Consider the following 26,113-nt stretch of genomic DNA (forward strand, 5'->3'; position numbering starts at 1 on the left):
TCTATAAACTTACTACCTGCAAGCTAGTTGTCCTTAATATCAACTAGCTGTTATTCCCTCTTAAACATATTAAAGTATTCTGTTATAGCACTCTGTTATAATAGTAAGCTATTAATTAACGTATACCGAGCCAGTATGTCAGAATTTACAGCATTTTCACTTTTAGAATCCATTATTGACCGCGTTAGTCTTAAAGGCTATAAACAGCCGACACCGATCCAAAAAGCATGTATCCCAGTGCTTATTAATGGCAGTGATCTTCTTGGTATAGCGCAAACGGGAACAGGAAAAACTGCCGCCTTTTCATTGCCTATTATCAATAAGTTTGGACGCAATAAAATTGAGATTAAAGCCAAGAGTACACGTGCGCTGATATTAACACCCACTCGAGAGCTTGCCTCGCAAATAATGCAAAACGTTGATGACTACGCTCATGGTTTAGGACTCAACACTAAGGTCGTTTATGGTGGTGTAGGAAGACAAGCGCAGGTTGACGCTATCGCACAGGGGCTTGATATTTTAGTGGCCACCCCTGGCAGGTTATTAGATTTAATTGAAACCGGCGATATAAACGTTAAGGCGTTAGAAGTCTTTGTCTTAGATGAAGCAGATACCATGCTTGATATGGGCTTTTTTAACGATGTGCAAAACATTATAGCTAAACTGCCAAAGAGCCGACAAACGCTATTGTTTTCAGCGACTATGCCAGCTGAAATAGAGGTACTTGCAGAAGCTATATTAACAGACCCTAAAAAAGTTCAAATTACAGCAGAAACGGTCACTATCGATTTGGTTAACCAAAGTGTTTACCAGCTTGAAAAATCAAATAAAGTAGCTGTGCTCTTTAATATTCTGCAAAAAACTGAACATGAGAAAGTGCTCATCTTTTGTAAAACAAAGTATGGCGCTGACATCATTGTTAAGGCACTAGAACAAGCATCAATAACAACCGCTAGCCTGCACAGTGGTAAAACCCAAGCGGTTAGGGAGCAAGCGTTACAAAACTTTAAAGAGGGTAATTTAAGAGTATTAGTGGCCACTGATGTTGCTGCGCGTGGTATTGATGTTGATAATATTAGCTTAGTGATTAACTACAACCTTCCTGAAGATCCAAGAAACTACATACACCGAATAGGACGCACTGCGCGTGCTGGTAAAAGTGGTATGGCCATTTCATTTGCGGTAGAAAATGATATCAGGCAATTAACGAATATTGAAAATAGCATAGGGCAAGTTATTCCTGTTGTTACCGAGCAGCCTTTTCATAAAGAGTTTGCAAAAACGTCTAAAGAAGTCACAAAAAAGAAACAAATAAAAAAGCCAAACAGAAAAACAAATGGCTCAAGAAGAAAACGGAAATAAAAACAGGCATAAATTAGCCAAGTAAAAACTTTCAGCTAGACAAGTAATATCGCCTCATCTATCCATGTGTTAGGTGATATTTGTTCGACCAATGTTTATGCGTATAAGGTCATAAATAGTCGCTATTGGCTGCTCTTTATTGATGAGCAACAGCGAACTTATGTTGGTATAGCCCTTGGCAGTTATACCTTCTCAATTTATAACAATCACCCAGATAGTCATTGTATTTTGCAATCGAACACTATTTACTTCGCCCAACTGAAGTGTCTATCACAACGATTTAAAAACAGGATAATACACATGAAAATCTTATCAATAGCGATGGCTACCATTGCGTTAGCTTTATCGTCTTTCATAACCAATGCTTCAGAATCGACTGAATTAGCGGAGTTAAAAAGAGAGCTTACACAAATCAAAGAACAATTGGCTAAAGACAGTGCTGCCAAAGAAGCCTCAATTAAAGTAGGTGGCGCGGTGCGCTTTCAATATACCATTAATGATTATAAAGACGGTGATAAAGATCGCGGTGGGGATTTTGATTTTGATGTTTTCCGTTTAGATTTTAACGGCACTGTTGGCGATATCATATTATCAGCTCAATATCGCTGGTATCAATATATGGATGCGATACACCATGCTTACGTTGCTTATCAATTTGATGAAAACCTGCAAGGGCAAGTCGGTATAACACAAGTCCCCTTTGGTAACTTAACTTATAACTCAAACAGCTTCTTTTTTAGTACTAATTTCTACGTCGGGCTAGAAGATGATTACGATGCGGGTTTATCTTTCATTGGTGATTATGACAAACATGATATCCGTATAGCCTTCTTCAAAACCGATGAAATGGGTGGTATAGATGGCTTTGTTGGTAATAAAAACGATCGCTATTCTTACGATATTGTCGGTACAAGAAAAGCAGGGGAAGATTTATATGATACCCCGCAACAAGGACTTGCTGATGATAGTACCTTTAACCTGCGTTATGCCTACAAATTTGATAATTTTGAAGTAGGTGCCTCATTATTATCAGGTGATATTGAAGGTGAAGAGGGTAATGCGGGAGAGCATAATGCTTACGCACTGCATACTAAAGGCAACATAGATAATTTTGGTTTCATGTTTCAATATACTGATTATGAATATGATTTAGATGATAAGTCTGATTTTGTCACTGTAGGTGCTTATGCTTTTTACGATACGATTCCAGCTTCAGCTAAAATTTATAACCTAAACCTATCCTATTCTGTACCGGTAGAATTTGGTCCCATTACCAACTTAAAATTTTATAACGACTATAGTTTAATGACCGATAAATCAGGTGGCTTAAAGGAAGATACCCTGATGAATGTCACAGGTGTCATGGTAACATCGGGTAATTTATATACTCTAATTGATTATGCCATGGGAAAAAATCAACCTTTTATTGGTGGCAGCCTCGCAGGTGATAGTGATGAAATCAATAATCGTTTAAATATTAATTTTGGTTATTATTTTTAACGACCAGTTTAAGATGCTCTATGTCGATTTCACAAAGGCAATACCAAAATAAACTCGTGTGATAACTATAAATACCTGTCCATTTCTTTTACAATAAATATCTATCGTTTATCACTTTACGATAAAAAAAATAAATAACCTTACAAAGCAAAAACTTAAAACTAAAAAAAATAAATAAATATCTGGTATAAAATTTGCTCTATAATTTACAATGTGTTCTCTATGTTACTTAGGAAATTTAATGAAAAATTTCACCTTTGTTAAAAATTTATTAATCACAATATCTTTACTGTCTGTTGGCCTATTTGCTAATGCTAGTGACTTTAAGGTAGATGGTTGCTTGGGCTGCGGTAATGATAACTACACCGTTGGTTTTAATGTTGAGTTTGATATCAATGGAACACCTGCAAATGGTTTTTTATATTTAGGTGAGACTCAAGGCAGTCAATATATGTACTTTGAAATGCCCTTAGAGTTTGTTGATACTGCCTACGGAGATGAAGCGCTCGCTCATGGTTGGGCAAACAAAAAAGATCCTAGTAAAATAAGACCTTTTGACAAAATTATAGGTAGTGACCGATTAATTGGATTTAAATTCCCCAACAGTGGCAATGAAGTTAAAGTGGATATTGATGTTTTAGCTTGTACTGAAGCATGCATACAAAGTAAAAAAGCATATAAAGACAGTGATAATACCTATCAATCATCGGGGTACCAAAATACCGGTGGAAAGTCTAAATCAGATGGCGATGATTATAATAATAATGCTGATGATATTTTTGCTCAACAAGATGGTAAAGCACAAATTAAAACAACAATGGATTATAACGTTGGCTTAGAAGGATTTAACTCTTTAAATTCAGGTGCTACTGGAGCTGACGCAGGAAAATGGTTATACCATTATGGTTTTGAATTTGAATTTAAAACTAAAGTTTTTGGTGATGATATTGCCAACTTAACTAAAGATACATTGGCTAATTATTTAGTTCTTGGTGATTCTCATGCATCTAGTGGCAAAGAAGTAGATTCGCCAGATACTCATATTACTGGGCGATGTGATCCTGATTGCTTAACAACAACAACAATAACGACGACAAGTATACCAGAACCAACCTCATGGGCTATATTTGCCCTTGGCATTGTTGGTTTGTCATTGTCTCGACGCCAACGTAATTAAAGTAAATTTATTCATCAGTATTTAAATTCATTAAAAAGCACTGCAATTAGCAGTGCTTTTTTATATGCTCTACCCTACCGTATCTATTTCACCATAAAGGTTTTTTATGAAAATAAATTGCTCACGCTATTTTTCCTTTCTCTCTATATTATTTTTTATCGTTTTTTCTCTAACCGTTAGGAGTACAGAGCAAACAATTGATCAATCCCAAGCAAATGAGCATTATGAAAAGTCCTTAATTAGTTTTGAAGAGCAAGACTATCGGGCAACAATGATCCACTTAAAAAACACCTTTAAAAGTCAGACTGATCACCTAGCTGGTCGTATTCTATACGCCAAGGTATTACTCGCCCATGATAATGGCGCTGCAGCAGCAGTACAGCTAGATTATGCTAATGAATTAGGAGCTGATTTAGAGCTTATTAGGCCACTACAAGCTAAAGCGTTATTGTTCCAGCAAAAATTTAAAGCTGCATTAGCGCTAACATTACCCGGTAAAAATAGTACGAGTCTTGAAGTTGAGCTTGCCTATTTACGTGGTCAAGCGTTTCTCGGTCTAAAAAAGTTTGCCTTTGCAGAAGAAAGCTTTGACCGAGCATTAAAATTATCGCCACGCCATAACCTGGCTAATTTAGGTAAAGCGCAGGTTTTTCTTGCTCGTAAACAGTTTATATTCGCAGAGCAATATACCGATAAAGCACTTCAGGGCTATAACGTCCCAGAGCGTGCTAGAATGATCCGTGCCAAACTCTATTTAATTGCAGGAAATGCCGACGCTGCCCTAAAGCAGTTAACTACAGCAATAGAGCTTAACCCTGACTATTTAGCTGCTCGTATGGTAAAAGCTGAAGTATTATTATCTAAAGGCGACATTGAGCTTGCTAAAGAAGATATTGACTATATTCTTGATAGAGCCCCCAAAGAGCCACAAACAAATTACCTTAGTGTGGTCGCTTCATCTAAAAAAGCTAATCCTGAAGATATTGAAGATACCTTGTCTAATATTTTAGCAACCTTAAGTGCATTACCCGACAATATTAAACAAGAAAACCCACAATACCTCTATTTAGCTGGTTACATTTTATATAAGAAAAATCGTTTAGTTGAAGCAAGTGGTTACTTTACTCAATACCTAAGCATAGTAAATGATTACCGTGCTTTAGTGATGCTGGCTGAAATTGAAATTATTCAACAGGAATTTATAAGTGCTAGAAACTTATTAACAAAAGCCAACCGTCACTTTCCAAACAATGAAACTATATTAAATTTGCTTGCAAGCAGCTTGATGAACTTAAAACAATATGAAGATGCGCAACGCTACTTTATTGAATTATTGCAAATTGATCCTAGTAACACAGACGTAGTATTGCAGTTAGCAAACTGCTTTATTGCTCAACAAAACTATAATGCTGCCATAGAGTTGTTATTAAAAATAGAAAAAGCCTTTCCTCATATGGTACCTGCTTTATTAGCATTAAATAGCAGTTTTAATAATAATAAACAATTTAATCAGGCCAGTATTCGAAGCCAAAAATTAGTAGAAATTGCGCCAGGTAATGCCTATTTTAATTTTTTACATGGAAAAAATTTAGTCAACAATAAACAGTTCTCAGATGCAAAATATTCATTTAATCAAGCCATAATATTATCAACTGAAAATATTGAAGCAAAAATTGCTTTAGCTGAGCTATTAGTTATGCAAGGTAACATAACCGAAGCAAAGAATAGCTTAGAAAAGCTACTGAGTCAGCATCCTAATAATATTGCCATTATGAAGTCATTCGCTGCATTACATTATTCAATTGAAGATTATAACAATAGTGCGCTTTGGTTAGAAAAGGTTTTAGCAGAAGATAAAGAAGATATAGACGCGTTAGTTTCTTTAGAGCAGGTCTACCGAAAAACTGGACAGTTAGACAAAATACAACTAAAACTAGAGACTTTTCTTGCCACAAAATCGAGTGGAAAATTACATGAGTTACTTGGGGGAATTTATTTAGTTCAACGTAAATATGTTCAGGCCATAGATGAATATGAACGTTATGTGGCTGTAGCTACAAACAAAGGCTACGCTTTGTCAGTATTGGCCAACGCACAGATAACAGCTAAAGATACCACGGGTGCCATTTCGTCACTAAAAAAAGCATTAGCTTGGGATGATGAAGTGGTTACTACTCATATTTTATTAACTAAATTATTAATGGCTAGCGGTAAGGTAGAAGAAGCGACTCAACAAATTAATGTTATTCGTTCAAAAGATAAGAGTGGCTCTATTGCTGACCTATTAGAAGGTGATTTATTATTTAAACAGAAAAAATATGGTGAAGCTGTACCTTTTTACCAAAGAGCACTAAGCATTAACCCTTCAACAGGAAGCGTACTGTCTTTGTATAGAACATATAAAAAGTTAAATGAACTTAACAAAGCGGAACAGCTATTAAAAAGTCAACTTGATAAAACCAAGCCAGTAGATTTAAAGTTTGTGATTGCACTAGCAGATATTTATCAGTTGCAAAAACAATATGAAAAAGCAACTAACCTTTATCATAATGCATTGCAAAGTTACCCAAACTCCCCTGCTTTGCTAAATAATATTGCTAACAACCTAATTGAGCAAGGTGACGTTAAACAAGCCATTACTTTTGCTGAACGCGCTCTAGCAATAGCTCCAAGTAATGTCACGATACTTGATACTGTGGCATGGGGACAAATGAATATAGCTAATTATGAGGAGGCTCTAACGTATTTGCGTAAAGCATTGGCAATAGATGCAAACAACAACTCAGTTAAGTATCATTTGGCTATAGTATTAGATAAACAAGGAAGACGAAAAGCAGCACAACATTATTTAATTCAAGTTGTTGAAAGCCCGTTTCCTTTTAAGAATAAAGCACAGGCGAAGGAGTTATTGGATACTTGGCTAGCGAATAATTAAAATGATATCTTGCTACATCGATATAACATCTTCAGTGTAACTCTATATATCAACAGAGTTCGGCTGCGAATAATATGCTTATTAGTAGTGGTTAAGGTTACCAGCCCCTAACCGCTACTAATAGATAGATTTTAGCCTACGTTACGCTCATAAATACAAAAATCTAATGAATAATTATTATTTTCATCGGCTGCACGTAGCTCACTACTGACCAGTGACCAATTCTCATTTTGGTAAGCAGGGAATTGAGTATCGCCCTCAATAGTCGCATCAATTTTAGTAACATACAGACGATCTGCTTTAGGTAAGCAATGAGCATAAATAGCGCCACCGCCAATCACCATAATCTCGTCCACTGCAGGTTCACCATTTGAACCATCAACTAACGCCAATGCTTGTTCAACTGAAGTCACTATATCTACGCTATCAGCGCCTTTTCCTTGTGGTAGGTATTTTTCATCACGAGAGATGACAATATTACGTCGACCCGGTAATGCTCGGCCTATCGATTCATAGGTTTTACGCCCCATAATTACAGGCTTACCTAAGGTTACTTTTTTAAAATAAGCGAGATCAGCAGGCAAATGCCACGGCATAGTATTGTCTTTACCAATTATATTATTGTTCGCAGTAGCGACTATCATCGATAAAATGGTCATTAAATAAGTCTCAAAATTATTGTGTCTATTTCTTCACTAAAGGCTGAGTAAAAGCAAAGTAAAAAACTGATAAAAAAGTAAAATAAAGCATAAAAAAAAGCACTAGCTCATAAAAATGAACAAGTGCTTAGTCTTAATAGATCATGTTATGGACGATATTCTACTTCAACATCGTAGTCATCTTCATTCCAATCGTCATCATCTAAGTCATCACTAAGGCTATGAGCGGCAATAGTTTCTTCATGATAGGTATCCCATTTGAACTCAATGTTTTTACCGTCAATGACGACTTCTTCTTCAGCAGGTAACTCTTCAATAAAAGTCATCACTTTTTGTGTTAACTCTTTAGTGCCTGTGCGATTAAAAGCAGAAATACTATGTACCTCACCTTGCCAGTCTAGGCCTGCTAAAATAGCATCGGTAATTTCTTTTGCTTCATCTTCAAAAACTAAATCAACTTTATTAAAGACAATCCAACGAGGCTTACCAGCAAGCTTTTCATTATGCTGCTCTAACTCGCTAATAATCACTTTAGCATTTTCTAAAGGATCTGAACCATCCGCAGGTAAAATATCAATAACGTGTAATAAGATACGACAACGCTCAAGATGCTTTAAGAATTGCGTTCCTAAACCTGCGCCGTCTGCTGCGCCCTCGATAATACCTGGGATATCAGCGATAACAAAGCTGCGCTGCATATCTAAACGTACAACGCCTAAATTAGGTACTAACGTGGTAAATGGATAGTCAGCTACTTTAGGTGTTGCTGCTGACACACTACGAATTAATGTTGATTTACCTGCATTCGGTAAACCTAACAGTCCCACATCAGCAAGTAGTAATAATTCAAGTTTAAGATTACGAATTTCGCCTGGTGTACCATCAGTTCTTTGACGAGGGGTACGGTTAGTACTACTTTTAAAACGTAAGTTACCTAAACCATGCCAACCGCCTTTAGCAACCAGTAATTTTTGGCCTTTGTGTGTTAAGTCACCTATTTGCTCACCGGTATCTTGATCGATAGCGCGGGTACCTACAGGTACTTTTAGCACTAAATCGTCCGAGCCTTTACCGGTGCAATTTTGCGGTTGACCATTTTGGCCACGCTTAGCACGATGAAAACGTTCAAAACGATAATCTATTAAAGTATTTAAACCTTCGTCGGCAATTAAGTAAACATCACCGCCATCGCCGCCATCACCGCCATTAGGGCCGCCAAACTCGATAAATTTTTCTTTACGGAAACTGACACAGCCGTTTCCGCCATCGCCCGCTTCAACTCTGATCTCAACTTCATCAACAAATTTCATGGAATCTCAATAACCCTAATATGGTCGTTCTTGTGCAATTTTCACTAGTATAAACTATTTTTGACTGACTCGATAACATAGCTAAAAAAATCGTCAAAAAAAAACTAAAAAAAAACCTCGCTAGGAAGCGAGGTTTTTATAAGTCACAGTATTAATTAGTCAGCGATAATGCTAACGAACTTACGACTTTTTGGACCTTTAACTTCAAATTGTACTTTACCATCAGATAAAGCAAATAAAGTGTGATCTTTACCGATACCCATGTTGTTACCAGCATGGAAACGAGTACCACGTTGACGAACAATGATGTTACCAGCTAAAACAGATTCGCCACCGAAGCGCTTAACACCTAGGCGTTTTGCTTCTGAATCGCGACCATTTCGTGTACTACCTGCAGCTTTCTTATGTGCCATGTCAAAATGCTCCTATTAGCCGTTAATACCAGTAATTTTCACTTCAGTGAACCATTGACGATGGCCCGCTTGTTTACGTGAATGCTTACGACGTTTAAATTTAACAATGGTCACTTTGTCAGCGCGAGCTTGATTAACAACCTCAGCAACAACTTTACCACCAGCAACGTAAGGCGCGCCTACATTGATGTTATCGCCATTAGCGATCATTAAAACGTTATCAAATTCTACTGTTGCGCCTACTTCAAGCTCAAGCTTTTCTAGACGAACTGTTTGTCCTTCGGTTACACGATGCTGTTTACCACCGCTTTGGAATACCGCGTACATAGCTACTCCGTACTGCGTCATATATTTGTGACGCTAATTTTATAAAATATAGGGCGCGAATTCTACGTGAAGAACATAATAAGGGCAAGTCTTAAAGTGATCATTTATTAACTTTATTATTGTTTTATGCTTTTACATTATTTTTCATCTAAGAATGGCAACAAAGCCACTAGAAAACTACTTTTGCATAAAATTTAGTGTAAACTTTAGAGTTCATAACTAACTGAATACTTTTGATTAGCCATTAATCAAATAGCGAACAAAATAGCGAACTAAAAGTGGTATGGGCAATAAAGTAAATATTAAAGCAATACAAGCATTAGCGCAGGATGATATGACCGCAGTAAATGATCTTATTTACGATCAATTACAATCCGATGTTGCACTAATTAATCAACTTGGTATCTATATTGTTAACGCAGGCGGTAAACGCATGCGACCTATGTTAACAGTGCTTGCTGCCAGAGCGCTTAACTATCAAGGTGAAAAACATTGGGAAATAGCCGCTATTATTGAGTTTATTCATACGGCCACCCTGTTACATGATGATGTTGTCGATGAGTCCAACATGCGTCGCGGCAGAGAAACCGCGAACGCACTCTTTGGTAATAGTGCTAGTGTTTTGGTCGGTGATTTTCTTTATACCCGATCTTTTCAAATGATGACTAAATTAGGCAATATGCGCATTATGGATATTTTATCTGATGCCACTAATATTGTTGCCGAAGGTGAAGTATTACAGTTAATGAACTGTAATGACGCGAGCACCACTGAAGAAAGCTATATGCAGGTCATTTATTGTAAAACAGCTAAGTTATTTGAAGCCGCAACACGCCTCGCAGCGATAGTGTCTGATCAGGATGAAAAAACTGAACAAGCCATGGCCGATTACGGTAAATACCTTGGTACTGCATTCCAGTTAGTTGATGACATTATGGATTACACTGCGGATGCTAAAGGCATGGGTAAAAATGTTGGTGATGATCTTGCTGAAGGCAAGCCGACCTTACCGTTGCTTTATGCAATGAAGCATGGCAATAGCGCTCAACAGCAGTTAATTAAAGAAGCCATTGAATTAGGTAATGGTATGGATAACCTTGAATTAATTCTAGCCGCTATGGAAGAAACAGGGGCATTACGTTATACCCAAAAAATAGCAGAGATAGAAGCAGATAAAGCGATAAAATCATTGGATGTTATTGCTGATAGCGAGCAAAAACAAGCACTGATTGCTTTAGCGCACATTGCTGCTAACCGCAGTGCTTAATTTAAGCCGTTTGCTATAACACTCGACAAGTAACCTTCTAAAGCCTATAAAGTAAAGTACATAAAAAACCGCTTATTGACTATATCAATAAGCGGTTTTTTATTAATACTAATACTAATACTAAAGCAGTTTATTAAATACTCAATAAAAAAGGTTCACACCTTAAGTATGAACCTTTATGTAAAGTACTTGTAAAAGTAACGATAGAATTAAGCGTTGATGAAATCAACACCTTCTTTAATGTCTGCGTTTAGTGTGGCTAACATATCGTTTTTAGCTTTTTCTTCAAATGCTGATAACTTACCGTATGGTAAAATTTCAGCTACACCATTAACGCCTAAACGAACAGGGTGAGCGAAGAAGTCAGCATCGCCGCCATCAACATCTACGTAAGCGTAATCTACAACATCTTCACCTTGTAAACCTTTAACTAAAGATAAACAGAAACGAGCAGCAGCGGCGCCCATAGATAACGTAGCTGAACCACCACCTGCTTTAGCATTAACAACTTCAGTACCCGCATTCTGGATACGTGGCGTTAACGCTGCAACTTCTTCTTCAGAGAATGTTACGCCTTCAACTTGTGAAAGAAGTGGTAAAATAGTTGTACCTGAATGGCCGCCAATAACCGGTACTTTCACTTGTGAAACGTCTAAGCCTTTAAGTTCAGCAACAAAGGCTTCACTACGGATAACATCTAATGTTGTTACACCAAAAACACGGTTTTTGTCGTAAGTACCCGCTTTTTTGAATACTTCTGCAACAATTGGCACAGTGCCGTTTACTGGGTTAGTGATAACACCCACTAACGCTTTAGGACAATTAGCCGCAATGCCTTCTGCTAAAGTTTTGATGATTCCAGCATTTACTGCAAATAAGTCTGCTCGGTCCATACCTGGCTTGCGTGGCATGCCCGCTGGAATAATAACAATATCTGCGCCTGTTAATGCTTTGTCTAATGCATCAACACCAAAGCCTTCAACAGTAACCGCTGTAGGGATGTGTGATAAATCAACAGCAACACCAGGAACAACAGGTGCAACGTCATATAATGACAACTCAGAACCTGCTGGTAGTTGCGTTTTTAATAGTAATGATAATGCTTGACCAATACCGCCTGCGGCGCCTAAAACAGCTACTTTCATGTGACTTCTCCAAAACTAAGGGGTTATTTGTTGTAAAATTAATCGTTGAAATAATATTCGAGTAAATACGTTAATTTTTTGCTGAACAAAAGATATAGTATAACTAAGTAAAAAACAATTTTTATAAACTTATAGTCGGTATTAACTTCCCGTATAATGTTACCATAATGTTTATGCTACGTTATTGATTTTAAAAAGTTACATCATTCTTAAAATTAAAACTTTGCTTAAATACATTGCTAATTCCAGCTGAAACCTGCATCTACATGTGATTTGGGTATATACTAGCGTTATTTATATTGATTACAAACGCCACTTTAGTCTATTACGGGTTGATTTTGCATTATGAACGGTTTACAAAAACAAGAAGCACTAGTACAAGCATTTAAAGATTTATTGAAACAAGAGCAATTTGGCTCTCAAGGTGAAATTGTTGATTCATTGAAAGCCAATGGCTTTGATAACATAAGTCAATCAAAAATATCTCGCATGCTAAGCAAGTATGGCGCGGTAAGAACGCGAAATGCGCGCCAAGAAATGGTTTACTGCTTACCTGCTGAGTTAGGCGTGCCTACAGCACAAAGTCCGCTAAAACAGCTTGTTTTAGAGATAGAGCATAATGGCGTGATGATTATTTTACAAACCAGCCCTGGTGCTGCTCAACTCATCGCTAGGCTACTTGATAGTTTAAGTAAAAGTGATGGGGTGCTGGGTACTATTGCCGGTGATGATACTATTTTTATTGCCCCGAGTGACGTGAGTAAAATTGATGAAACCATCAAAAAATTGGAGGAGCTGTTCTCAAAAAACCTAGCTTAAAACTAGCTTAAGTTTAACCTAAATTTACGCTTAGATTAAACACCGGACAATACGATAGCACACTACACGGCTGCCTTATTGATTACTTGTTTTATACTACTTAATAACAATTGCTTGGTGATGGGCTTAGGTATGTGTAAGTTCATTCCTGCTGCTAAGCTTTGCTGTTTATCTTCATCTCTAGCATGGGCTGTCATCGCTATAATAGGTAAATCCTGATACTGACTTTGTGCTCTAATTTTTTTCGTTGCGCTAAGCCCATCCATAATAGGCATCTGAATATCCATTAACACCACATCAAATTGTTGTTCTGCTAAAATAGCTAACGCGCTTTGGCCATTATCAGCAATGCTCACCTTCGCCTGTAAGTTTAATAATAGCTCTTTGGCTACTAATTGATTAACCAAGTTATCCTCCACTAATAACACGGTAACACCTTGTAGGTTTTCCTCATTACTGGTTAATAACAAGATGTTGTCACTCTTTACGGCAATTTTATCGGTTAATTTTTCTTGGTAACGTGTATTATCAGTACTTCCTATCTGACTATTTTTTTGTGGTGTCATCTCATTTACTGTTTCATCTTTATTCACTAAAGCTTGAGATATTTGGTCAAGCGTATAACGAAACAGCGGTTTATCAATTAATAAGTAGGTGCTAGGTAACTTCGCTAAATCGATACTAGTTTTATTACTCAACGCAGGTTGGCATAAGCAAAGTAATGTAAACTCAGCTAAGGGCATCATTGAGCCGTTATGATGTTGTTGCTTAACAAAGTCAGCTTCTTCAATCAGTAATACGCTATTGGCAACTACCTCTATTTGACATAAAGCTTCCACATTGGGAATGTCATGTAATACCCAGCCCATCTTGGTAATACTATTAATAAAGCTTATCGAAAGTTCTTGATTAATTGCATAAATAGTTACGTTAGTGACCAACGGCTTAGCTAACTCTGCGGGTAAATTAACTAAACGTGAATCGCTTGCCGGTTGTTCTGAAGGTAAAACCAATTGCAGTGGCAAAACAAAACTAAGTTCACTGCCCTGTCCTAATTGACTAGTAAGGTTGATTTCTCCTCCCAACAATTTAATAATTTGCTGACAAATAGATAACCCTAAACCAGAACCGCCATATTTACGGGTCATTGACTCATCAGCTTGACTAAAGGCAGTAAATAAATGTCCTTGATTATCACTAGCGATACCAATTCCGGTATCAATAACGCGAAAGCGCACCTTAGCGACATTATCTTTTATTAAAGGCGCATCAATAAGTAAACTAATTTGACCTTGCTCAGTAAATTTAATGGCATTATTTAATAAATTAGCAAGCACTTGTATTAAACGCATTTCATCACAAATAACATTACTAGGAACATCGGGACTTATATCAACAATGACTTTAACGCGCTGGTGATCAACATTACCAATATTAAGCTTTAAGGCTTTATTAATAATAATCGGTAAGTTAACAGGCTCTTGTCTAACAATCATTTTACCCGCTTCAATTTTAGATAAGTCTAAAAGCTCATCAACAAGGTGTAATAACGTCGATGAGGCACTTTGTGCATTAACTAAGTAATGTTGTTGACGGGGATCTAAAGTAGTATGCGCTAATAAGTCCATCATGCCTTGCATCGCATTAATAGGGGTTCTTACTTCATGACTCATATTAGCCAGAAATTGAAGCTTAACTCGGTTAGCATACTCGGCTTGATCTTTGGCTTTTTTCAGGGCTGATTGCGTTGCTTGTTGTAGCGTAACATCATGAAAAATACTGATAGTACCAAGAATATTACCTTGGTCATCGGTAAATTGATTACAGAAACCTTGATATATATAATCACCCGCTTTAATTAATGCTTGCTGCGGATAAATATCATTATTATCAGCATTTAAACGGTTAACTTCTTCTGCTAAAGGTGCGGGCATAAAAATAACAGATTTACTGCCTAACATTTGCTCGACTGAATGCTGAGTTAAACGCTCAAACGCTTTGTTACAGCCCATCAATAAGCCCTTTGGATCATTAAATACAATTAATTCAGGAATAGCATTCATCACAGAAAGCAATAAAGCATAGTCACGTTGATGCTTGGCACTACTCTCTTGCAACGCTTGTGTTTTTTCAATAACACGACTGTCTAATACATCATTTTGCTCAGTGAGTTGTAGTAGCAAACTTCGGTTTTGAGTAAATATATCTTCAACTACTTGAAACCAATGTAACCAGTCTGCCGTAGGTGTTACCTTACCGGGATCCCCCTCCGCGCAGTATTGAATATGATTAATAAACTCTGTAGTGGGCTTAATAAAGGTACGCTTTGTCATAGTATTTATTAGCATAAGAAATGCTAATAAACCGATAAATAACATGACGAAAACAAACATAAAATCACTGTACTGCGGTGCTGAAAAATTCTCATAGCGTTGATACTTTAACAAGGTCCAATCATTAATCGCCAACACTTGCTTTTCAATAAGCCAATCACCTAAATGTTCACTGTCACCTACTTTAGCCAGGGCTTGGGCATTAAGCCCTTGTAAGGATTTAGGTAACAGATCTTGCCAAGAGGCACGGTAGCTTAATGATTCTTTTCCTCGGCGTTTTGAAAGAAGGATATCATTATTATTATTATATAAAAGTAACCCTTGTTCATTGGAGTCTAACTCTGGCAAATTAGCATGCAAGCGCGATAAATTAATATCAATCACGACCGAGCCTAGCAGCTTATTTTGATGAAAAACACCGGTACCTAATGAGGCATTCATACCACTACCTGCTGCATCAAGGTAGGGAGGTGACCACAATACACGATTATCTTTAACTGTTAATGACTGCATCATTTGATTATGAGGTCTAGCTAAGGTTTTTTTATTAAACTGCCATATTTCACGGTCAACCCAAGGGTAAATACTCACAAAATTATCAAAGGAAATATAATAAAACCACGTGGCTTCTTTGAGAATGTTTTGTGCGGCAACAAATGCCGGCGTTAGTGCATTCGCCATAGCAATTTCTTGTTTTTTCAGTGTATCAAACTGACTTATTTCCCCTAAACCAGTAATGTTACTGCTTAAGCGTTTTCCTTGCTTAATAACATCATGTAGCGGTTTATTTAAATAAAACAACTCACCTTGTTGTGATAAACCAGGCATAGGAATATTTATTTCGTTAGGATGTTTGAGAATATACTCAGCAAACGCTTGTATCCCAACAACGGCTTGAACACTTTGCTCTAAAATATTATTAAGTTGTTGAGCCTCTTGCTTTAGCTCAAGTAAGCTTTGCTGTTTGTGCTGTGAAATTTGGTTGAAATATCGAAGTGAGGCAGCAGAAAAAGCAACCAAAATAATAACAATAAATGCCACAACAATAGTGATGTTATAGCGTCTAAAGACTGTATTGATGCCCGTTTGGTGATGCACTGAAAGACCTTAAGTTTTGTTTCAATAAAAGTTAAAAATAATTAGGAGGAAATTAAAGCAAAACCCAAAGTGGCTATATTTAAAACGTCAGCCATACGGTTTATATCAAAGACGACTAAGGTGGTAGTGTTATTTAAAATGAGGTCTGAAGTGTTATGGTTCAACATAATATCAACTCTATTGGGTATTGAACCTATGTCGTTCATATATGACTTAGGCACCTATGCATAGAATTTTAGCATCATAGACACCTATCATCATAAATTAACGTATTTTAATTAATGTAATTAACTTATCTAAATCTTCTTAGTAAAGCTAAGTGACTTAACATTATTTTTGCGTACTTATTTTTGCGTACTAAAGTAGGCGGCAATATCGGCAATATCTTGATCACTTAAATTAGCCGCTTGTGGTGTCATCATCGCTGACATTCCGCCAGCTCTTTCACCTGAACGGTATGCTTTGAGAGCACTTTCAAGGTAGTTAGCATGTTGCCCGGCTAAATTAGGATAAATATTAATCGCTGAATGGCCAGTGGCGCCATGACAAGCAGCACACATGGCTACTTTTTTTGCACCAGCTTTAGCATCTCCTGTTGTCGCTGCATGAGCAACTCCTGTTTGCATCATTAAAAACGTTAACGACATAAAAGTAAGTGCAGTTATCGATTGCTTTATCATTATCTTGGTTCCTTTTTCTTTTTCAACATAAATTAATATTCATGAAATTAATAATTTTTAATATTTATTAATTGTTAAAAAATTAATTTTACAAAATTGACTTTACAAAAATAAGCTATTACACCTATTAACATTAGTATGTCAATAAATTCATTGCAAGCATTATTAACTGCACTTGATTTGGCATCTTAATTGGTATGTTATTGTCTATATTTTCCATATGTTTTACATTATTTTCACATGTAAACCCGACAAGCTGTTATAGACTCATAAAGATGCTAATAGCGTGCATAACCGTATTTGTTAGTGATACTTATTTTACATTAATTAAAAAAATTTGACGGCAGGTGCACAATCACTCATTGGTAATTTATCGTTATTGTCTACCCTTTATTAACTATATTTCAGTTATCGGTTAGTCGACGACGAACGTTGATTAGGAGAATGGTATGGAAATGGGGAAAATAAAGCGCCGCGACTTTCTTAAAGGCTTAGGCGTTGCTGGCACAGGTGTTATGCTTAGCAATAAAAGTTGGAGCCTCAATCGCTTAGAACCTATAGGCAATACCTTAGCTAAAGAATATCCTTATCGAGGCTGGGAAGATTTATACCGTAATGAATGGACCTGGGACTCAATAGGTCATGCCGCTCATTGTATCAACTGTATGGGCAACTGCGCGTGGAATGTCTACGTTAAAGACGGCATTGTTATTCGTGAAGAACAAATAGCTAAATACCCGCAAGTTAATGCCAAGGTTCCTGATGCTAATCCTAGAGGTTGTCAAAAAGGTGCTATTCACTCTACCTCAATGTATGAAGCAGACCGCTTACGCTATCCTTTAAAGCGTGCTGGCGAACGTGGTGAAGGTAAGTGGCAACGTATCTCTTGGGAACAAGCCACCGAAGAAATTGCCGATAAGATCATCGATATTTTTGTTAAATACGGCCCAGGTAAACTCAAAACACACCAAGGCTCTGGTAACCAAACCATGGTCCGCCAATCCGGTCCAAACCGATTTGCTTCTCTCGTTGGTGGTATTCAGCTTGATGGCTTTACCGTCGTGGGTGATTTAAATACTGGCGCGCATTTAGCCTACGGTAACCCACTAGAGAGCTTTACTTCTGACGCTTGGTTTGATGCCGATTATATAATGCTAGGTATGATTAACCCCAATGCGACTCGTATTCCTGACGCCCATTATATATGGGAAGCTAAATATAATGGTGCGCGCATTACCAGTACAGCCCCAGATTATAACCCTAGCTCTATTCACACTGACTTATGGATGCCTATTAAACAAGGCTCAGATCCGTTTTTAGCCATGTCCTTTGTACACGTTATTATTGAAGAAAAACTCTTTAAACCTGCGTTTATGAAAGAACAAACTGACTTGCCCATATTAGTACGCCTTGATAATGGCAAAATGTTGCGTGAAGCCGATTTAGAAAAAGGCGGATCAGAAGAAGTGTTTTATCATTGGGATTTAGTCACTAAAAAAGCGGTAAAAGTCAAAGGTTCAATGGGCGATAAAACTAAAACCTTAAAGCTAGGCGATGTTGATCCCGCGATTGAAGGAACCTTTACGGTTAAAGGTATCAAGGTCACTACCGTTTTTGAACAAGTTAAAAAAGAAGCAGCAAAATACGCCCCAGAAAAGACCCAGGCAGACACTAATATACACCCTGATATTGTCCGCCAAGAAGTGCGCCACTTAGCTAAGGCTAAAAAAGCTATTATCATGCTCGGCTACATTACCTCAAGTTATTCTAACTGTATTTACATTGGCTGGGGCTATGCGCTTGCGCTAGCACTTACTGGTCATGGTGGTCGCACTGGTGGCTTAGATACCTCTTGGGTGGTTTGGAACCATCCATTGTGGGGGGAACTCGCTAACTTTGAATACAAAAAATCAGCTCGCTATGAAGCCGGTGGTTTAGGTGAGTTTATACGCGGCGGTATGATGCAAGGCGCTCGAACCGTGTTCGATAACGCTAAACTCAAAAAACGCGTCGGCTTCGATCTCGATGAAATGGAAGACATGATGAACGAGTCAATGGATAAGGGGTGGATGCCTTATTACGGTGAAGTTAAAGGCATGATTTCAATTGCTGATAATACCTTTCGCCGTAATAAAATGTCAAAAACATACCGTGAAGAACATCTTCGCCAAGCCAGTGAGTTATTTGTTGATATTAACGTACGTATGGACTCAACCGCTGAGTGGGCTGATTATGTACTGCCTGCAGCAAGCCATTACGAAGCTTGGGATATACGTACCCAGGGCTATCATCGTTTTGCCAATATATTTACTCGCTCGGTCGAGCCAGTTGGCGAATCAAAGCCTGACTGGGATATCATGGTGTTATTGACTAAAAAAATTCAAGAACGTGCTATTGCCCGAGGTATTGGCCCAATACCTGATGGTGATGTTACTCGTGATTTACATACCATTTATGATGACTTTACTAAAAACGGCACACTAAATACTGATTATGATGTTGCTAAACATATTGTAGAAAACTCACCGGAGTTCGGCGGTGTCAGCTTAGAAGATGCAGGAAAGCGCGGCTTTATTGTGATGAACGAGCATGCGGGTTTAAACCAACCGTTAAAACCAGACGAGCCCTATAATCCCTTTACTGCACAAACAGATGGTAAAAAGCCTTACGAAACACTCACTGGACGTATTACTTTTTATTGTGATCATCCGCGCTTTGAAAAACTCAACTCAATGGTGCCAACGGCTCGCTCTCATGCTGGTGCAGGTGCATCTAACTACCCGCTTGAGTTTTACTCACCACATGCGCGTTGGGGTATTCACTCAAACTGGCGAAGCAATAAATACCTATTAAGGTTGCAGCGCGGTGAGCCTAATATTTATATTAATCCTAAATTAGCAGCACAACGGGGAATTAAAGATGGCGATCGCGTGCGCATGTTCAATGCTGTCGGTGACTTTTTTGCGCAAGCGAAATTTTATCCTAGTATTCCTGTTAATTCAATTATGATGGAACATGGCTGGGAGCCACACCAATATATTCAACGTAAAAACATGAATATGTCACATGCTACTTTCTTACAACCGCTAGAGTTAGTTGGTGGGTGGGGACACCTTAAGTTTATTTACGCTAAGTGGAACGCCAATCAAGTGATTCATGAAAATAGCTACGATGTCGAATTAGCTAAACTTGAAGATATTACCGACCCGAGATTGCTCAAGGGGAATAAATAATGACTGTTAAACGCCAACTCAGCATGGTTTTAGATTTAAATAAATGTATAGGCTGTCAAACCTGTACTGCCGCTTGTAAATTGATGTGGACTAACCGTAACGGTCGCGAGCATATGTACTGGAACAACGTCGAGACCATGCCCGGTAAAGGTTACCCAAAAGACTATCAACAAATGGGTGGTGGTTTTGATAAAGATGGTGCGCTACGTTTAGGTCGACAGCCCAGCCAAGAAGATTATGGCATTCCGTGGGAATACAACTATGAAGAAGCCCTAATGACTGGCACTGACCCATGGTTACGCCCTAATGTTAAACCTACCTGGGGCGCTAACTGGGATGAAGACGAAGGTGAAGGTGATTATCCTAATAGTTACTATTTCTATCTTCCGCGTTTATGTAACCACTGTGCAAACCCTGCCTGTTTGGCCGCTTGTTCACGCAATGCTATTTACAAGCGCCAAGAAGACGGCATTGTACTGGTTGACCAAGAGCGCTGTCGTGGCTATCGCTATTGTGTTAATGCTTGCCCATACAAAAAAATATATTTTAATGAACAAATATCTAAATCAGAAAAATGTATTTTCTGCTATCCGCGCATTGAAAAAGGTTTACCTACCGCCTGTGCACAACAATGTGTTGGCCGTATTCGCTGGATTGGTTATCGTGATGATGAAGCAGGACCGATTCATTTATTAGTAGAGAAATATAAGGTGGCGCTACCGTTGCATGCTGAATGGGGCACACAACCTAATGTATTTTATGTACCGCCCTCCTCCCCACCTAAAATTGGTCCTAATGGTGAAGAATTAGACGAGTCACGTATACCACTGTCTTATCTGGAGAGCTTATTTGGTCCACGCGTTGGCGAGGTATTAGAAACATTGGCTGAAGCTCGCCAGTTAAAAGCTGACGGTAAAGAAAGTGAATTAATGGATACTTTAATTGGCTTTAAGCACGCTGAAATGTTCAAACTGAGCTAAGGATGGCAAAATGATTGATATTATTTCACCTTTAACGCGACAACGTGAAGCGCAGGTTACTGAACCTCGCGAAACAATTTATCACCTTAGTGCTGTTACGTTTGCTTATCCACTCAAAGAAACTCAACAAGCACTTGAAGAAGGTCGTTTACAAGGTTCTTTTAGTCATGCTTGGGTAGCTTCAGGTGAACAACCTTGGCCAGAGCTTAACGCAAGCAAAGACTTACATAGTTTAGAAGTTGGCTACATGGCTACCTTTATCCATGGTCATCGCGGAAAACCCAGAGTGCCTTTAGTAGCGAGCGCCTATCCACAATTAATTGCAGGACAAACACCTGGCGCTTTTATGCTCAACGTACAGGCCTTTTATAGTCACTTTGGTTTAAAAGCCGCGGTTGACGATGAAGGGATAAAAGATGAGCCAGACCATGTAGTGACCATGCTAGAGTTTTGTGCACTACTATGTCATTTAGAACTTAAAGCATTAGTCGGTGGTCGCGATACCAGTACTTTTCGTCGTGCCCAGCGTGACTTTTTAGCGCGATACCTAATTCCTATGCTACGCATACTTAGAGGGACTTATGCTAAAGAGAGTCACTACGAATTAGATGCTACTTTAGCGTACCTAATTACAGTATTACCCGATTGGGCGAGCGCTCAACATCGCGCCTTAGAAGATCAAGTAGGTCCAAGCTCAAAATCAACTACTGAAAATACTTCAGTGGCCTCTGCCAATCAGTCTATGTGGACTTGAAAGGTCACACTAAGTGAGGAATAAGTAATGAACGTTAATCTTATTGTAAAAAGTTTTTTAACGCTAGCGTTAGCGGTGAATATCAATTATGCCTGGGCAGAAGATAACGAATTAAACCCTAACATTACCGAGGTAAAACCAGGAGATACGGTAAAAGTATCGCGCATCCCAGGGACTATTTACTTACGTACCCAAAACGATCCTGATGACCTTATTTGGGATCGCTTACCTATGTATCATACTAATTTACTGACTGCGCCACCGGTGCATCAATCAGTTAAGTTGCGCTTTGATGAAGGAGCTACTCTCAGTAAGCGTATTTACTTTCAAGTCGCGCAATCTAGTGAGCGCTTTTATATCCGTTTGCGCTGGAAAGACGCCACACAAGATCGTACGACGACCGTTGATGCTTTTCGTGATGGCGTAGCAGTACAATTTGCGATTAATAACGCTGACACTTCTTACATGATGGGATCTGGTCCCAAAAATCCAGTCAACATTTGGTATTGGCGTGCAGATACCGATAAGGTTGCTGATTTAGCGGCAGGTGGCTTTGGTAGTACCACGACCTTACCTGTGCAAGCGGTAAGTGGTGCTAGCTCGTATATACTTGATCAGATCCCTGAAGATAATGCTTGGCATGTAGTCATGTCTCGACCTTTAAAAGTTAACGGTAAGTATGATGTTAACTTTCAACGTCCAATTGTGCCAATGGGCTTTGCCGTATGGCAAGGCAGCGATGAAGAGCGAGACGGTAATAAACGCGTAACCCATACTTGGATCAAGTTAGATACTGGCTATACTACAGCGAGCGTTTCTAAAAAATAGTTTCTAAAATAAGGATACAGCATGTCGGTTTCTCATTATCCAGAGCGCGATCCATTAGCCTTAACACCAGCAGATTGTGGCCGAGGCCACGCCTGTCAATTTTGCCCTGAAGAAGGGGAATGCAAATTAGACAAAGGTCATCATGAAAAGCGCTTGATTGAAGCGAGGCTAGCTGACATTGGCCAAATTATTATGGTAATGGCTAATAAAGGTGGCGTAGGGAAAAGTACCGTCTCGGCCAACGTTGCCGCTGGACTTGCTGCGCAAGATTATCATGTTGGTGTCGCTGATGCTGATATTCATGGTCCAAATCAAAGCCGATTTTTTGGTTTTGTTGGTGAGCGCGTACGCTTAAGCAATAAAGGTTTACCGCCACAGGCCTTTACTTATAAAGGTATTAAACATCCTGTTAAGGTAGGCTCATTAGCTTTTATGATGCAAAGTGACGACACGCCTATTGTTTGGCGCGATGCTTACAAGCATGACTTTATGCATCATTTAATAGGATCTTTTGACTGGGGACCGCTAGATTTTTTAATCATAGATATGCCGCCGGGCACAGGGAATGAGCTGATCACCTTAGCTGATATGCTAGAAGGTCATGACGTAGCCGCTTTATTGGCGACAACACCACAAGAAGTTGCCCTGATGGACAGTCTAAAAGCCGTACGGTTTTGCCAAGATCGCAAATTACCAATCATTGGTGTTGTTGAAAACATGGCAGGGGTAACTTGCCCGCATTGTCGCGGTGAATTTCATGTATTTCCACGTTCTCACTTAGCCGCAGCACTTAGCGCAGCAGGTGTTGAGTCACTCACACAAATTCCGTTGTCATTGGCATTATCTAGTGGTTCAGATACCGGTGTTCCAGTCGTATTATCAGCCCCTAAAGGCCCGGAAGCACTTGCCTTTGCGCCAGCGATAGCGGCTTGTCGTGCTCATGCTGATTCAGTATTTGCTGAAGCAGCGGCGCAATCTTTACACGACTTAACGCAAGCTGGACTTGATTCACCTGAGTTAACACAAGCACTGAACGCTGTTCCTCCTAAGCAGCGTAAGGCTTTACGCGAACAACTCAATACTATGCTAGGTGCACCAGCAGGCACTGATGTCAAACCAGATCATTAATAAGAAAAATCAAGTTCTTATGGCAAATATGTGATAACCAAATGAGTTAGTGTGCAGCAGCGCTAACGATAATCATCCCGCTATTTTTTAATGAGTACACATCCATGACAGAACCTCTTACTAAAGATAGACGCCGTTTTTTCAATCAATTTCTAAACATAGATAAAAATGTACCTAATAAAGCCCCGTGGCACAGAGTACCCGAGGTAGGAGCAGGAGACGGCGATGTGCTGTGGTCTGGGTGGGCGGGTAACGGTGAGTTATTTGTTGTGGGGGATGAAGGTATGGTATTACATTACACAGGCACTGCTGATCAAGCAGGTGATTTGTGGCAACAAATGACCTTACCTGTACGCCAGCCGCTACATGGTATTTGGGGTGCCTCTGCTAATAATCTATACGCTGTCGGCTGGATGGGTACACTGCTTCATTACGATGGTCAGCAATGGCATCACCTTAGCGGTGGTAAAATAGATGAAAAAACCGGTAAATTTCAAGCCTGCCAAGAAAACACCCCCTTATTTGCTATTGACGGCAGCGCTAAAGGCGAAGCATGGGCAGTAGGCGACGACGGCGTTATTTTACATTTTGATGGTAAAAAGTGGCAATTAGAACAAAGTCCGACCAGTATTAATTTACGTGCAGTTGCCTGCGCCGAAGATCAAACGGTATACGCCATTGGTGGTGAAGGCACTGTATTACAGCGTAATACTAACGGACAATGGTTACAGCTTGAGTGTCAGCTCAGTTCAGGATTTCAAGCTATGCTTATTATGCCTGATGGTAGTCTCTTACTAGGTGGCGGTCGTTATTTTATTGATCAAGGCGGCTTTCGTGGTGAGTTAGTCCATTATAAGGACGGCGAATTTCATGCGCTTGATTTTGAGCAATCGATGCCACGCATAAGAGCACTGAAATCTTATAAAGACGGCGTATTGATTGTCGGTGACCAAGGACATTTATATTACTTAAACGGTTTACGCTTAGATAAGCTAGAAAGTAATAGTCATCATGATTTAATGGACATCATTGTACTACCTACCGGAGAAGCGATAGTGGTTGGTGACTTTGGCACTATTATGACAGCGGCCGAAGATTTCACTAAAGCCCTAGCGCCACCACCTAAAGCAGTTGAAGTAAGCCCTTGGCAAGCAATGGAAACACAAAATACCCGTCAACTTTGGCAGGTAAGTGAAGGCGTTAACGGTAATTGCTACGCATGTGGTGAAGCGGGTACTGTTTTGCGCTTAACTGATTTAACTAATGATTGTTGGGAAACACTACCGCCACCCAGTGATTTAGCCGTACATTGTGTTTGGGATAGTGGCAATGGTTTGTTTGCCGCCGGTCAACTGGGTCGTATCTATCGCTTTGGTGGACAAGAATGGACACTACATTTTGATTTGCACTTAGATATTACTATTCTCGCCATGTGGGGTAGCAGCCCGAACTCTATTTATGCCGTAGGTGACGAAGGTTTAATACTACATTTTGATGGTTTGAACTGGCAACGCATGGCAAGTGGTACTAAATCGGCATTATATGGTCTGTGGGCGTGGGATAATGAACATTTGCTCGCCCCAGGTGATTTTGGTCTTATACTTCGCTATAACGGGACAGAATGGGCAGAGTTTAACGTGGGTACTGAAAACTTTCTTTATGGTGCTTGGGGTGACAGTCTCACTAATATTTATAGCGTTGGCTTATCAGGTACCTTGGCACATTTTAATGGTCAACGCTGGCAACAAATGGCCACTCGCCTTAGAGAAGATCTTCTTTCAATATCAGGCTCTGAAAAAGCCGGCGCTTATGCTGTTGGTACGCGTGGCTGTGTGCTTCGTTTAGACCACGGACAATGGCTTAGAGAAGAAAGTGGTAGCAGTGCAGGTTTACGTTCGGTATGTGCCACCCAAAGCGGCGTTGTTTACGCAGTAGGGGATAAAGGCACGATATTACAAAGAAAATAAGACGGCTAAAGTAGCTAAAAATAACGGCTTGCTTAATCAAAGCGCGGGAGTAACAAAATATTGCCGCGCTTTTAATCCATAATCACTACATAATAACTGATTGGCTAAAGCCAAGCTTATACCAATTCTATTAAATTTATTCCCAACTCAGAGCTGTATTAGCGAGCTTAGAACAAGCAAAATTTGTTAAGTATAGTG

General features: G+C 39.0%; 19 protein-coding genes. 12 read left to right on the forward strand and 7 right to left on the reverse strand.

The genetic code is table 11. The annotated features are described in order from the left end of the window. Positions 1-135 precede the first annotated feature (135 nt). The 4 genes from FCS21_RS02040 (at position 136) to prsT (ending at position 6,974) form a co-directional block, all read left to right on the forward strand. Positions 136-1,362 (forward strand): DEAD/DEAH box helicase, encoded by a 1,227-nt coding sequence (locus tag FCS21_RS02040; protein WP_138620302.1) that lies wholly within the window; start codon positions 136-138, stop codon positions 1,360-1,362. A 300-nt stretch (positions 1,363-1,662) separates the two neighbouring features. Further along, entirely contained in the window at positions 1,663-2,862 is a 1,200-nt protein-coding gene (locus FCS21_RS02045; protein ID WP_138620303.1) for a putative porin, read from the forward strand. Between the two features lie 241 nt (positions 2,863-3,103). Next, a complete protein-coding gene (locus tag FCS21_RS02050; RefSeq protein ID WP_171035613.1) occupies positions 3,104-4,039 on the forward strand; it encodes a PEP-CTERM sorting domain-containing protein in 936 nt (311 codons plus the stop codon). A 106-nt stretch (positions 4,040-4,145) separates the two neighbouring features. After that, entirely contained in the window at positions 4,146-6,974 is a 2,829-nt protein-coding gene (prsT, locus tag FCS21_RS02055) for an XrtA/PEP-CTERM system TPR-repeat protein PrsT (protein WP_138620305.1), read from the forward strand. Positions 6,975-7,105: 131 nt separating this feature from the next. On the opposite strand, the gene folA is transcribed toward prsT, so the two are convergent. The 4 genes from folA to rplU all read right to left on the reverse strand — a co-directional run bounded on the left by folA (position 7,106) and on the right by rplU (position 9,683). Beyond that, the gene (folA, locus tag FCS21_RS02060; RefSeq protein WP_138620306.1) at positions 7,106-7,633 is read right to left on the reverse strand and encodes a type 3 dihydrofolate reductase; all 528 of its coding nucleotides are present in this window, start codon (positions 7,631-7,633) and stop codon (positions 7,106-7,108) included. 146 nt (positions 7,634-7,779) lie between these two features. Next, entirely contained in the window at positions 7,780-8,943 is a 1,164-nt protein-coding gene (gene cgtA, locus FCS21_RS02065) for an Obg family GTPase CgtA (protein WP_138620307.1), read from the reverse strand. A gap of 155 nt (positions 8,944-9,098) precedes the next feature. After that, positions 9,099-9,356: a 50S ribosomal protein L27 gene (gene rpmA, locus FCS21_RS02070; protein WP_033092242.1), complete on the reverse strand. Its 258-nt coding sequence runs from the start codon at positions 9,354-9,356 to the stop codon at positions 9,099-9,101. Positions 9,357-9,371: 15 nt separating this feature from the next. Beyond that, positions 9,372-9,683, reverse strand: coding sequence for a 50S ribosomal protein L21 (gene rplU / locus FCS21_RS02075; protein WP_138620308.1), 312 nt, complete (start codon positions 9,681-9,683; stop codon positions 9,372-9,374). A 283-nt stretch (positions 9,684-9,966) separates the two neighbouring features. Here rplU and ispB point away from each other — a divergent pair, with 283 nt between their 5' ends. Next, the gene (ispB, locus tag FCS21_RS02080; protein WP_138620309.1) at positions 9,967-10,950 is read left to right on the forward strand and encodes an octaprenyl diphosphate synthase; all 984 of its coding nucleotides are present in this window, start codon (positions 9,967-9,969) and stop codon (positions 10,948-10,950) included. A gap of 209 nt (positions 10,951-11,159) precedes the next feature. On the opposite strand, the gene mdh is transcribed toward ispB, so the two are convergent. Further along, positions 11,160-12,095, reverse strand: a complete 936-nt coding sequence (mdh, locus tag FCS21_RS02085) for a malate dehydrogenase (protein ID WP_138620310.1) — start codon at positions 12,093-12,095, stop codon at positions 11,160-11,162. A gap of 345 nt (positions 12,096-12,440) precedes the next feature. On the opposite strand from mdh, the gene argR reads away from it, so the two are divergent. Continuing rightward, positions 12,441-12,914: a transcriptional regulator ArgR gene (gene argR, locus FCS21_RS02090; RefSeq protein WP_138620311.1), complete on the forward strand. Its 474-nt coding sequence runs from the start codon at positions 12,441-12,443 to the stop codon at positions 12,912-12,914. Positions 12,915-12,976: 62 nt separating this feature from the next. On the opposite strand, the gene FCS21_RS02095 is transcribed toward argR, so the two are convergent. Together FCS21_RS02095 and FCS21_RS02100 are read right to left on the reverse strand one after the other, a co-directional pair. After that, positions 12,977-16,345 carry an ATP-binding protein gene (locus tag FCS21_RS02095; RefSeq protein WP_138620312.1) on the reverse strand — a complete coding sequence of 1,123 codons (3,369 nt, stop codon included), beginning with the start codon at positions 16,343-16,345 and terminating at the stop codon, positions 12,977-12,979. Positions 16,346-16,689: 344 nt separating this feature from the next. After that, positions 16,690-17,025 carry a c-type cytochrome gene (locus FCS21_RS02100; protein ID WP_138620313.1) on the reverse strand — a complete coding sequence of 112 codons (336 nt, stop codon included), beginning with the start codon at positions 17,023-17,025 and terminating at the stop codon, positions 16,690-16,692. A gap of 449 nt (positions 17,026-17,474) precedes the next feature. Here FCS21_RS02100 and clrA point away from each other — a divergent pair, with 449 nt between their 5' ends. From clrA to FCS21_RS02130, 6 genes are all read left to right on the forward strand, one after another. Next, a complete protein-coding gene (gene clrA / locus FCS21_RS02105) occupies positions 17,475-20,258 on the forward strand; it encodes a chlorate reductase subunit alpha (protein WP_222927938.1) in 2,784 nt (927 codons plus the stop codon). Then, the gene (clrB, locus tag FCS21_RS02110) at positions 20,258-21,238 is read left to right on the forward strand and encodes a chlorate reductase subunit beta (protein ID WP_138620314.1); all 981 of its coding nucleotides are present in this window, start codon (positions 20,258-20,260) and stop codon (positions 21,236-21,238) included. Before clrA ends, clrB begins: the two co-directional genes overlap by 1 nt. Before the next feature lie 10 nt (positions 21,239-21,248). After that, a complete protein-coding gene (locus tag FCS21_RS02115) occupies positions 21,249-21,992 on the forward strand; it encodes a molecular chaperone TorD family protein (protein WP_138620315.1) in 744 nt (247 codons plus the stop codon). Between the two features lie 27 nt (positions 21,993-22,019). Continuing rightward, positions 22,020-22,820: an ethylbenzene dehydrogenase-related protein gene (locus tag FCS21_RS02120; protein WP_138620316.1), complete on the forward strand. Its 801-nt coding sequence runs from the start codon at positions 22,020-22,022 to the stop codon at positions 22,818-22,820. A 21-nt stretch (positions 22,821-22,841) separates the two neighbouring features. After that, positions 22,842-23,948 (forward strand): P-loop NTPase, encoded by a 1,107-nt coding sequence (locus FCS21_RS02125; RefSeq protein WP_138620317.1) that lies wholly within the window; start codon positions 22,842-22,844, stop codon positions 23,946-23,948. A 104-nt stretch (positions 23,949-24,052) separates the two neighbouring features. After that, the gene (locus tag FCS21_RS02130; RefSeq protein WP_138620318.1) at positions 24,053-25,915 is read left to right on the forward strand and encodes a WD40/YVTN/BNR-like repeat-containing protein; all 1,863 of its coding nucleotides are present in this window, start codon (positions 24,053-24,055) and stop codon (positions 25,913-25,915) included. Positions 25,916-26,113: the final 198 nt, after the last annotated feature.

Origin of the sequence: Colwellia ponticola, assembly GCF_005885605.1 — a bacterium.
Classification (GTDB): Bacteria; Pseudomonadota; Gammaproteobacteria; order Enterobacterales; family Alteromonadaceae; genus Colwellia; species Colwellia ponticola.